This window comes from Hespellia stercorisuis DSM 15480 (assembly GCF_900142165.1).
GTDB lineage: Bacteria > Bacillota > Clostridia > Lachnospirales > Lachnospiraceae > Hespellia > Hespellia stercorisuis.
In genome coordinates this window covers 20,396-30,399 of the sequence record NZ_FQZY01000053.1, presented here as the reverse complement: position 1 = coordinate 30,399, position 10,004 = coordinate 20,396, and the positions used below count along the sequence as shown (strand labels likewise).

The window sequence follows — 10,004 nt, the reverse complement described above, 5'->3', positions numbered from 1 at the left end:
CAAGGTACTAAATCTAATTGACAGACTTGTGAATTACAAGGCATCAGTCTGCTTATTTATAAAGAATCTCTGTGTTCCGTTTGATAATAACCTTGCGGAACGTGATTTGCGCATGATTAAGGTTAAAACCAAGGTCTCAGGATGTTTTCGCAGTGAGGAAGGCGCACAGGAATATCTTACAATCATGAGCTATATTGGGACTGCTCATAAGCATGGAATAAATGCTTTTACAGCAATCAGAGAAGCCCTTTTAGGGAATTCCGATATCATCTTTAACTAATGGAGTTCTGAACAGTTACAACTTTTTTATAACTTTTGCCGGAACACCGCCGACAATGACATTCGCCGGTACATCCTTTGTAACAACAGCTCCTGCTGCTACAATCGCATTTTCTCCGATTGCTATACCTGGCAGAATCGTTGCATGCGACCCGATCCATGCGCCTTTTTTTATGTGAATTGACATCAGATGATTATTGGAGCGCTCTTCCGGCCGAAACCCATGGTTAACGGTTGCCAGTACCGCCTGCGATCCGATCAATACATTATCCTCTATATAAATTCCTCCCTGATCCTGGAAATGACATCCACAGTTGATGAATACATTTTTCCCTACAAATATATTCCTTCCACAATCTGTGTAAAACGGTGGGAACAGGCCAAAGGATTCATCCACCTCTTTTCCAATCAATTCAGAGAAAAGACTAACGATTTCTTTTGGTTCATGGTAACTGCCATTTATCTTTGTTGTAATTTGCATTGCTTGCTGCGAAAGCTGATGCATCACCTGATGTCCTTCGGAGCCGCCTGTCACGACTGCTCCTTTTCTCCAATTTTCCAAATATTCTTCTGTCTTCATGATCACTCTCCATTTCTTTATTTGAACATCCTGCAGCTACCTGCAGGATGTTCATGAGCAAGTAGCAGAGCGGATTGCGAATGTCCGCTTTACTGAAATAAGTACGAGGAGATGACAAAGATGGAACTCAAGATATTGCAGAATTTTCTTACAATTGCAAGGGAAGAGAACATGACAAAGGCCGCGGATATTCTTCATATCACACAGCCCACTCTTTCCAGACAGATCAAATCTCTTGAAAATGAGCTGGGTCAAAAACTCTTCATCCGCCATAGTTTCAATATCGAACTTACCGATGCCGGGAATCTTCTGCGCAAACAGGCGGAAGATCTTCTTTCCATGGCTAATAAAATATCCGACAGTTTTCGCTCTCTGGATGATATTACCGGCGGTGATATCTATTTAGGTCTTGCGGAAAGCTATCAGATTGATTTTCTCGCTGATTTCATAAGGGATTTTAAAGTAAGATATCCAAATCTCAGATATCACATCACAAGCGGAGACACCGAACAGGTATCAGAAAAACTCGAAAAAGGAATTTTAGATTTTGCCGCCATTGTGGAAGAACCCGATTTCAACAAATACAATGCGATTCCATTTCCGAAATTCGATCAATGGGTCGCTGTCATCCCTGTCACCGATTCCCTTGCAGACAAGCCGTTTATTACGCCACAGGATCTGATTGGAAGACCCTTATTCTGTTCTGAACAGTCCTGGAAGAAAGACATCCCCGGATGGGCCGGCAATATTTTTCAAGAGCTTCATCTGGAGGGAAGTTTCCGGCTTGCTTACAATGCTTCTATCTTTGCCAAAAGGGGGCTTGGCTGCCTCCTTGCCTTCGACAAGCTCATAGATACCAGTGAAGGCAGTGGTCTGAAAGCAATTCCTCTTTCTCCATCATTGACCACGCCGATGTATCTCATCTGGAAAAAAGAGCAGATTTTTTCTCCAATTGCAAAACGATTTATATCAGAACTGAAGCGGAAAACAGGGGCAAAAGTTTAGCCACTTTTGCCCCTGTCGCACTATGCTTTTCCCACGCTTCCTACAACCTGCATTTTACTCATCACATATTCTTTTACACGTTTTCTTCCACATGCATTATATTTCTTTGGATCAATTGTATCCGGATTCTCAGCTAAGATTTCATTGACCCCCTTTGAAAATGCAATGCGAAGATCTGTTGCGTAATTCACTTTGCAGATTCCACGCTTTACACACTCTTTTACTGCTTCGTCCGGTACTCCGGATGTTCCGTGAAGAACCAGCGGAATGGAAACCACTTCACGAATCTCGCTCAGTCTCTCAACATCAAGTTTTGGAGTTCCTTTGTATACGCCATGAGCTGTTCCAATTGCAACTGCAAGAGAATCAATTCCTGTTCTTTCAACAAATTCAACTGCCTCGGAAGGAATGGTATATCCACCGCCTTCGCCGCCATCTAAATCATCTTCCTTGCCGCCAACTTTTCCAAGCTCTGCTTCTACTGGTACATCAGATGGATGGCAGGCGTCTACGACTGCTTTTGTCACCGCGATGTTTTCTTCAAAACTGACATGAGAACCATCAATCATAATCGAAGTATATCCGGTTCTGAGTGCTTTCATTGCCAACTCAAAGCTACTGCCATGGTCAAGGTGCATGGCTACCGGAACAGTTGCCCTCTCTGCTGCAACCTTTGCATTTGCATAGAAATAAGCTAAATCTGCATATTGGACTGTCGATGGTGTCGTCTGTATAATGACCGGAGAATGAAGTTCCTCCGCTGCTGTAACCACCGCCTGAACCATTTCCATGTTTTCCACATTGAATGCACCAACTGCATATTGACCCGCCTGCGCATCCAGCAATAATTGTTTTGTTGTAACTAATGGCATTTATTTCACCTTCCTAATCTGAATATTTTTTTTATATTCTTCTACTTTGTCTAATGTGCCGATTGCATTACTTTCTGCTACATTTGCTCCGGTCGCCGCAGAATTTTTTAATGCCGCTTCAATTTCAAATGGTTTCTCCAGCCACACACTCAGGAATGCCGCCAATGCGGAATCTCCGGCACATGCCGAACTTAATAGCTTAATTGGCTGGGCACTTGCGAAATAAATATTTTTTCCATTATAGAAATAAGAACCCTTCTCCCCTAGTGTAAGTAAGATATTCTGTGCTCCTTTTGCATAAAGCATCTCCAATGCTTTGACAATATCATCCTCTGAATCAATTTTTATCCCAAAAATACTTTGCAATTCCTCATCATTTGGTTTAATTAGCAGCGGGTTATATTTTAACAAATCTGCTAGCTTTTGAGAACTGATATCCAAAATCACATCCACTGCTTTCTTTTGACAAATGGTTAATACTTTATCATAAAACTCCGGTTCTACACCTTTGGGAAGGCTTCCACTGATGGACAACTGATCCATATCCTCATTCTCTTCAATCGCAGTTAATAACGCTCTTTGATTTTCCTCCGTCACGAAAGAGCCTTCATTTACAAGCTTATATTCCGTTTTTCCATCATTCAGAAAAATATTAACTCTTGTTGTATCATCCACCCAAACTGGTTTTACTCTAAACCCTCTATCTCTGGATTCATCCACAATATATTTTCCTGAAAAGCCGCCAAAAAACCCCATAATTGTAGATGGTACGCCAAAATGTCCCAGTACAAAACTCACATTCAGCCCTTTTCCATTCGGCGTATAAACTGCACCAAATGTTCTGTTTACTTTTTTTGCCTCCAGACCATTGGTGCATATATTCATATCAATGGCCGGATTCGTTGTCAATGTATAAATCATGAACTACCTCCTACTTTAAAACTGTACAACCACACGGAATTTGTCTCCTAAAATTGCAGATTCAAATGCATCTTTAATCTGATCCTTTGCATACACTGCACTTACGAATGGTTTCAAATCAATAACACCTTCCGACACCATACGTGAGGCTCTCACAAAATCTCTGTCGTTGGAATTTGCTGTACCTAAAATCTGAATTGATTTTCCATGTACCCAGTTCGGGTCAAATGGAACTGGTTCTGCCGGATGAATCGAGCTATATAAAACAATTTTCCCCGCATTGCATACACATTTGAACGTATCTGCTACGACAGACGGCAACGGTGTTGTATCAAAGATTACCTGTGCTTTTAAGCCATTTGTAATTTTCGTAACCTGTGCTGCTAAATCTTCTTTCGCCGGATTGATCGTGTGTTTTGCACCCATTTTCTTTGCGATTTCCATACGATCTTCGTTTACATCCGATACAATTACAGATGCTCCCTGTTTCGTTGCGATTGCTGTATGTAAAAGTCCCATAATACCACATCCAATGACAAGTACTGTATCACCCATTTGGATATTTGCGGTCTCAACACTATGAATCACGCAAGATACCGGTTCAATAATCGCTGCTTCTTCCGGTGCCACATTGTCATATTTGAACATACAATCCGGTGAAACCAGCATATACTCACTGAGTCCGCCCATCCCCTTATGAGGCATTCCTTCCAACTGCGCACTATGATTGAAATGGTTACAGCTCTGTGAATTTCCGGTTTTACAATAGAAACAATTTCTGCACTGCAGCGTTGCTCCCACAACGACCTTGTCTCCGACATTCCACTCTAATTTGTTTACTTCATCTCCCATCTCAACAATGTGCGCGGCAATTTCATGGCCGCCGATAAAGGGAAATTCCACCTTATTCACACCAGTGTATACTCTCTGCTCCCAGGTACAGATAGCTGTTGCATCAATTTTCACCAATACCTTATTTCCTGTCGGAACAGGTCTGTCACACTCCTGTAATTCAATTTCCTTTATATCTGTAAAAACTGCTGTTTTCATCGTTTCACTCATTTTTTATTCTCCTTTTCTCTTCTTATCACTTTTCTTTATCCTAATATTCCAGTAGCACCACAAATCAATCCGATTATTACCAGAATCAGCATAACTGTTGTTGATTTCATCTTCTTATTCTTCAATAGATACAATGTCAGTAATGTAATGCCCAGTGGAACACCTCCGAGTAAAAGCTTGTCTAATATATCTGTCTGTAACGCCAGTGTAGAAGAACCCACCGATATATTCATGGTTGACTTCGCTGTAACATAATTAGCGGTCAGTGATCCAAGCACGGTTGCTCCCATGATAGAAGCCGCCTGAATGATCTGCTTCATTTTTCCACCACTCAAGATTGCCTCTACTCCTGTTTTTCCGGTTGTATATCCTTTCATATACATAAAGTATCCGATTGGAAGCATCACACCAATCATAATCAAGGCAAACACCAGAGCACCGATTACATTTCCACCCGCAGCAATACTAATGCCGACAGCAAGTGCGATTGGCTGTAAGGTTCCCTGCCATAAAGTATCTCCGATACCGGCGATTGGTCCCATAAGTCCTGTCTTAATACTGTTGATTGCATCATCATCAATAGAGGCTCCATTCGCTCTTTCTTCCTCCATCGCGAGCACCATACCATTAATGATTCCCCCAAAATGAGGTTCTGTATTGTAGAAAGACATATGCCTTTGCATGAATTTCTTTTGTTCTTCTTTATCTCCCGGATACAATTTTTCCGGTATGTGAGACATGGACTGAAGGACACCACTTGCCTGCAATCGCTCATAATTGTAATTGGAATGGGAAAAGAAGGTCCATTTCCAAAATGCTCTAAGTACATCTTTTTTACTTAATTTCACTCTCTGCTCTTCCATATCCTACTCCTTTATATGAAATCATCATCCAGGTCCTCAGATGAATCCAGGGCCACTGTTTTTTCTTCTGTTTTTGCTATCAAGTCTGTATAAAGGTATGCTACAATTCCGGCAATAATCGCGATTGGCATTGTCTGCAGACCAAGATATACAGCAAGAATAAATCCTAATACATACCACATAAGAATACCCGGTTTGCTGATTGCTCTAAGATTCATAGCGATACCGATAGCCGGAAGAAGTCCTCCTATAACCTCTAATGTCTGCAAAGGCCTTCCCTGTAACAATTCAATAATATTGGTTACTACACCTGAGCCAAAATAGCAGCCAAGAGCGACCGGAATTGCACCGAGTAAAAGTGTGACAATCTGTGGCATTGCGACATGATAGAACACTGCTTTTTTCATATTTCCTTCATCTGCCGCACGGTCAATTGCATGTACGAAAAACACGTCAATTGTCATATGAAGTACCCAGATAATAGTTCCCAGAAGACCAATCGGAACCGCCATGGCAATAGCTGCCTCCGGTTTCACACCAGCCGCCATTGCGAGTGCTGTGCCAAGTGTACCTGCCAGTCCGGGATCTGTAGGTGGTGCTCCCCCTGCTGAAATGTATGCAATGAACGGGAGTTGAATTGCTGCACCTATGATGGCTCCCTGCACCGGATCTCCTAATATAAATCCTACGATTACTCCTGCGACCAATGGCTTTTGAAGAATGGTGCTGCCTAAAAGAGTGGTCCATGGAGTACCATTAATTCCAAGATAGTATACCAGACCAATTAGTATTGCCTGTATAATTGAAATACTCATTCTTTTTTCCTTCCCCCCTACCGATAGGGACTTTTAAATTTACAATAATTTTGCAACATCTACTGCGGAATCCTCTGCAATAATTTGAATTGTAACTTTACATCCTGCATCAATCATTTTCTTAAGCATTTCTTTTTCTTCCTCCGATGCGGAGATATTTTTATAGAATTTTTCGCGGTTTTTCGCCGCTCCCATTCCACCTATATTAACCTTTTCAAAAGTCGCTCCATATTCCATCATTTTGCAAATCGTAGCCGGATATTTCACCAGCACAATAACTTTATCCGTCTCTGGAAACCCTTTCACCAATCTTGCTGCCGCCTTCTCTGCTGTAAACACACCCAGTCCTACATTTTTAGGTACTGCATTTTTCAGAACCGATTTTAAAAACAAATCTTCGGCTGCTTTGTCATCCACCACCATAATCTTGGTTGCGCTGGTATAATTCAGCCAGGACGTCATGACCTGTCCATGAATTAATCGGTCGTCAATTCTTGTTAATGCGATACTGCTCATCTTATTTCCTCCTGTTTTTTCATTTATTTTTAAGTTTTCTCTTAAAAATCCTCTTCTTCTGTGTCCGGTTTCGTCATCATTTCTTTGTACTTTTCATACAAAAGAACTTCGTTTTCAATCCCAGACTGGCGACAAACTTCACACAGCTCATCCAACGAATAACTTTCTCGCGACATAAATGCTTCTACAAGCATCGGCATATTCACTCCGGCAATTGCTCTTACATCTGTTCCTTTTGCTATTAATTTCATCACTGCATTAGAAGGACTTCCTCCGAAGACATCAACAAATGCCATAACTCCATCGCCTTCGTTTAACGCTTCATATGCATCCTGTACCTTGTCGGTAAATTCATCAATCCCATCACCATGGTAAAGCCCAATCGTTTTTACTTTTTCCTGCTTTCCGGCAATCAGTTCGACTGCGTTCAGTAAACCTTCTGAAAATCCTCCATGTGTTACTACCAAAATACCAATCATTTCTTTTCCTCTCCTTCATGCTTCTTTTGTTCTCTGTTGCTTTCTAAATTCATCCTAACAGAATGATTTAGAAAATGTTTTCATGTTTGATTACCTTATTTTGCGTGTCTTCTACTCTTTTCCGTGTAAAATAAGGGGTTCACGTACTTTTGATTTTCTGAAAATCACATTTTTTTATTTTCAAAGTGCACAATATGCCCCGTCATTGACCGCTTTTTCGGATACATAACAACAAAAAAAAGACTTTCATTCCTAAGCTGAAATGAAAGTCCTTCTTAACTTGTGTCAAACGGATGCTCTATAACATTAGATAATCAATGAGTGTCCTCGAAATAATATGAAGTGGGAGCCTTGACATTACATTGTATTCCTCAATCATGCTATTATTCTTATTACCGCCCAAAACCGACAGGTCCGAATATTCCTCCAGAGATGTTCCGGGAATACAACAGCAGGTAATCACAACCGCCCCCTTTTCTTTTGCAAATCTGGCAGACATCTCCAACTCTGGAGTACTGTTCTTTACAGTAAAAATAATGACAACATCGTCCTTTTTAAATAGTTTTTTTGAATTTCTCATAATCTGTGAATCAGATAATACAAATGCATTATAGCCTAACAGCTGCAACTGAAACTCAAAATCACGAGCAATCAATGCCGTTGTCCCTCTTGCAAGTATATAAATTTTTTCTGAGAACTTAATATAACGAATTACGCGCAGAATGGTATCCACATTTAATGCTTCAATTGTTTTCTGACACTCCGTAATAGAACGATTAAATATTTCGTTGACAATCCTGCCCGCCACAATATAATTCAATTTGCTTGAAACTTTATATTTCATTTCCGAAATTCCTGAAAAACCGCACTTTCGAATTGCTCTTGAAACAGTCGCCGGTGAAGTAAAACTTGCATCCGCAATTTCATTGATTGACCGGTTCGGTATCTCTTCTTCGTGCTCATTCAGCCAGTCAATCACACTGCGCTCCGTAGATGTCATCGTTTTCTTCTTTTCTTCTGTAACTTCTATCAGCATGGAACCCCTCCTTGCGGTATCGGATAATTACATCATATAATCTGCACCTGCTTCTTATAGAATCCAATACTATAGAAATTATTATAATGGTTGAGCATTACAAATACAACCTTAAATACCTGTCCCTTTCTCATCTATACATTTTTTCTTACTTCACTCCTTTACAAATCGGAATCAGCATCAGCAACACAATAATTCCAACCAATCCGATTACAATTCCTGTCACCATATGGCTCCATACCATCGTCATACACATTCCAACGCCAAGTCCAAGTGCCCCGATGATTGCGACCACAGTCGTAAGAACTGCTTTTCCTGTAATTTTAATTGGCTCTTTGTGCTCCATTTTTCTCCACACAAACACCGTAACCAGTGCCATTAACATACCAACGCATCCCATGATAACTCCCGGCCGGAATGCATTCCATTCCGAAAGCGTTGTCATGCACATTCCCAATGCAAAAAACACACCACTTACTGTTCCCATTACCAATGCTGTAAAATTACTCTTCTTCATTTTTTATACCTCTTTTTCTTTTCTAATATTTCTGATGATTTGCCTGTTCTTTCTTACATTTCTGTTTTTTCGCTGCTTGTCTTTCCTCTGCTTCTTGTGCAAGACGTTTTCTTGCATCCTCCACGGACTCACCGTCTCTCGTCAGATACTGATCAACGAAAGCATCTGCCATTTTGTTATATCCTCCGACTGCCGTGTCCTCGATTTTCTGATAGCCTCCCACTACAGTTTCTTCAATTTTCCTGTATCCGCCTACCACTTTTTCTGCAATTTTTTTGTTTGCAGCAACCAGTTTTGATTTTGCCATTTTTGATTTTCTCCTTTTCTTTGAACATCATCTCTTGTTGATAGGTATAGAATACTTTAAGAATGTTTCTAAAATATCTGAGTTGTGTTTGTGAATTATTAATTGTAAAAAAAAGAGTAACACCTCCTTGTGCTACTCTCATTCCGTCATATGAATCCCCTGGTCTAAACCAGAAGATTATGTCCTTTTTCACAGATTTCATAGATTTCCTCTCTCTTCGCTTCGATCATCGGCTCTAATTCCTGTGATTTTTTTAATATCGTCCTTTTGTACAGGAAAACAGGAAGTACCCATCCTGCAAATCCCGGAACGGCCAATAGGATGCAGAGCAGGATAAGTGGCGGCTCATGTGTAATCGCAAAAGTGGAGCATGCCATAAATGCAGTTCCCAATATTCCGGTGATCAGGGCAATCACGGTCGCAGTGCCCGTCTTTGATGCCTCCAGCGCGCTTATTTGCTTTAAGCAGTCCTCAAAATATCTCTGCAGTCTTGTAAGTTCAGCTTTATTCATGATTTTCCGGTCTCTTTTTAGACGGAGCACTGAGCTTCCTTTTCTCTCACTTTCCACCGGTGTCTGCTGTCTCTCATCCACCTCCCAGCCAAAGTTCTCATATCCATCCAGATAAAAGGACAGCTGACTTTTTTCCACCACCAGTTCTTTATATTCGTAACCGATATAGTGCCTTCCTGCCCCATTGATTTCATGCATAGTCTATCGCACCTCCTTTTCCAGCATTCTGTTTCATGCTCA

The 10,004-nt window shown here is 40.9% G+C and carries 14 protein-coding genes; 2 read left to right on the top strand and 12 right to left on the bottom strand.

Annotated elements, in window-relative coordinates:
* A partial coding sequence (locus BUB85_RS15265; RefSeq protein ID WP_143160648.1) for an IS66 family transposase occupies window positions 1–280 on the top strand: 280 nt, incomplete at its 5' end.
* 15 nt (window positions 281–295) lie between these two features.
* Here the strand turns inward: BUB85_RS15265 and BUB85_RS15260 are convergent.
* On the bottom strand, window positions 296–859 hold the full coding sequence (locus tag BUB85_RS15260; protein WP_073112055.1) for a DapH/DapD/GlmU-related protein: 564 nt from the start codon (window positions 857–859) through the stop codon (window positions 296–298).
* Between the two features lie 120 nt (window positions 860–979).
* Between BUB85_RS15260 and BUB85_RS15255 the strand changes: the two genes are divergently transcribed.
* On the top strand, window positions 980–1,864 hold the full coding sequence (locus tag BUB85_RS15255; protein ID WP_073112053.1) for a LysR family transcriptional regulator: 885 nt from the start codon (window positions 980–982) through the stop codon (window positions 1,862–1,864).
* A gap of 20 nt (window positions 1,865–1,884) precedes the next feature.
* Here the strand turns inward: BUB85_RS15255 and fba are convergent, their stop codons facing one another.
* The 11 genes from fba to BUB85_RS15200 all read right to left on the bottom strand — a co-directional run bounded on the left by fba (window position 1,885) and on the right by BUB85_RS15200 (window position 9,962).
* Complete coding sequence (gene fba / locus BUB85_RS15250) at window positions 1,885–2,736, bottom strand: class II fructose-1,6-bisphosphate aldolase (RefSeq protein ID WP_073112051.1); 852 nt, start codon at window positions 2,734–2,736, stop codon at window positions 1,885–1,887.
* Window positions 2,737–3,657 carry a 1-phosphofructokinase gene (gene pfkB, locus BUB85_RS15245; RefSeq protein WP_073112049.1) on the bottom strand — a complete coding sequence of 307 codons (921 nt, stop codon included), beginning with the start codon at window positions 3,655–3,657 and terminating at the stop codon, window positions 2,737–2,739. It lies immediately after the preceding gene.
* A 15-nt stretch (window positions 3,658–3,672) separates the two neighbouring features.
* On the bottom strand, window positions 3,673–4,719 hold the full coding sequence (locus tag BUB85_RS15240) for a zinc-dependent alcohol dehydrogenase (RefSeq protein ID WP_073112047.1): 1,047 nt from the start codon (window positions 4,717–4,719) through the stop codon (window positions 3,673–3,675).
* A gap of 35 nt (window positions 4,720–4,754) precedes the next feature.
* A complete protein-coding gene (locus tag BUB85_RS15235) occupies window positions 4,755–5,582 on the bottom strand; it encodes a PTS system mannose/fructose/sorbose family transporter subunit IID (protein ID WP_073112045.1) in 828 nt (275 codons plus the stop codon).
* 11 nt (window positions 5,583–5,593) lie between these two features.
* Window positions 5,594–6,397 (bottom strand): PTS mannose/fructose/sorbose/N-acetylgalactosamine transporter subunit IIC, encoded by an 804-nt coding sequence (locus BUB85_RS15230; RefSeq protein WP_073112043.1) that lies wholly within the window; start codon window positions 6,395–6,397, stop codon window positions 5,594–5,596.
* 39 nt (window positions 6,398–6,436) lie between these two features.
* Window positions 6,437–6,913: a PTS sugar transporter subunit IIB gene (locus BUB85_RS15225; RefSeq protein ID WP_073112041.1), complete on the bottom strand. Its 477-nt coding sequence runs from the start codon at window positions 6,911–6,913 to the stop codon at window positions 6,437–6,439.
* 41 nt (window positions 6,914–6,954) lie between these two features.
* Window positions 6,955–7,392, bottom strand: a complete 438-nt coding sequence (locus tag BUB85_RS15220; RefSeq protein ID WP_073112039.1) for a PTS sugar transporter subunit IIA — start codon at window positions 7,390–7,392, stop codon at window positions 6,955–6,957.
* Window positions 7,393–7,690: 298 nt separating this feature from the next.
* Complete coding sequence (locus BUB85_RS15215; protein WP_073112037.1) at window positions 7,691–8,428, bottom strand: MurR/RpiR family transcriptional regulator; 738 nt, start codon at window positions 8,426–8,428, stop codon at window positions 7,691–7,693.
* A 148-nt stretch (window positions 8,429–8,576) separates the two neighbouring features.
* Window positions 8,577–8,945: a hypothetical protein gene (locus BUB85_RS15210; RefSeq protein WP_073112035.1), complete on the bottom strand. Its 369-nt coding sequence runs from the start codon at window positions 8,943–8,945 to the stop codon at window positions 8,577–8,579.
* A gap of 22 nt (window positions 8,946–8,967) precedes the next feature.
* Window positions 8,968–9,252 carry a hypothetical protein gene (locus BUB85_RS15205; protein ID WP_073112033.1) on the bottom strand — a complete coding sequence of 95 codons (285 nt, stop codon included), beginning with the start codon at window positions 9,250–9,252 and terminating at the stop codon, window positions 8,968–8,970.
* A 164-nt stretch (window positions 9,253–9,416) separates the two neighbouring features.
* Window positions 9,417–9,962: a hypothetical protein gene (locus tag BUB85_RS15200; protein ID WP_073112031.1), complete on the bottom strand. Its 546-nt coding sequence runs from the start codon at window positions 9,960–9,962 to the stop codon at window positions 9,417–9,419.
* Between the last annotated feature and the right edge of the window lie 42 nt (window positions 9,963–10,004).

Excerpts from the sequence above, each read along its gene's own strand:
- BUB85_RS15215 (WP_073112037.1), bottom strand. The coding sequence starts at position 8,428 with ATGCTGATAGAAGTTACAGAAGAAAAGAAGAAAACGATGACATCTACG.
- BUB85_RS15225 (WP_073112041.1), bottom strand. The coding sequence starts at position 6,913 with ATGAGCAGTATCGCATTAACAAGAATTGACGACCGATTAATTCATGGA.
- BUB85_RS15200 (WP_073112031.1), bottom strand. The coding sequence starts at position 9,962 with ATGCATGAAATCAATGGGGCAGGAAGGCACTATATCGGTTACGAATAT.
- BUB85_RS15220 (WP_073112039.1), bottom strand. The coding sequence starts at position 7,392 with ATGATTGGTATTTTGGTAGTAACACATGGAGGATTTTCAGAAGGTTTA.
- BUB85_RS15230 (WP_073112043.1), bottom strand. The coding sequence starts at position 6,397 with ATGAGTATTTCAATTATACAGGCAATACTAATTGGTCTGGTATACTAT.
- BUB85_RS15240 (WP_073112047.1), bottom strand. The coding sequence starts at position 4,719 with ATGAGTGAAACGATGAAAACAGCAGTTTTTACAGATATAAAGGAAATT.
- BUB85_RS15210 (WP_073112035.1), bottom strand. The coding sequence starts at position 8,945 with ATGAAGAAGAGTAATTTTACAGCATTGGTAATGGGAACAGTAAGTGGT.
- BUB85_RS15260 (WP_073112055.1), bottom strand. The coding sequence starts at position 859 with ATGAAGACAGAAGAATATTTGGAAAATTGGAGAAAAGGAGCAGTCGTG.
- pfkB (WP_073112049.1), bottom strand. The coding sequence starts at position 3,657 with ATGATTTATACATTGACAACGAATCCGGCCATTGATATGAATATATGC.
- BUB85_RS15255 (WP_073112053.1), top strand. The coding sequence starts at position 980 with ATGGAACTCAAGATATTGCAGAATTTTCTTACAATTGCAAGGGAAGAG.
- BUB85_RS15235 (WP_073112045.1), bottom strand. The coding sequence starts at position 5,582 with ATGGAAGAGCAGAGAGTGAAATTAAGTAAAAAAGATGTACTTAGAGCA.
- BUB85_RS15205 (WP_073112033.1), bottom strand. The coding sequence starts at position 9,252 with ATGGCAAAATCAAAACTGGTTGCTGCAAACAAAAAAATTGCAGAAAAA.
- fba (WP_073112051.1), bottom strand. The coding sequence starts at position 2,736 with ATGCCATTAGTTACAACAAAACAATTATTGCTGGATGCGCAGGCGGGT.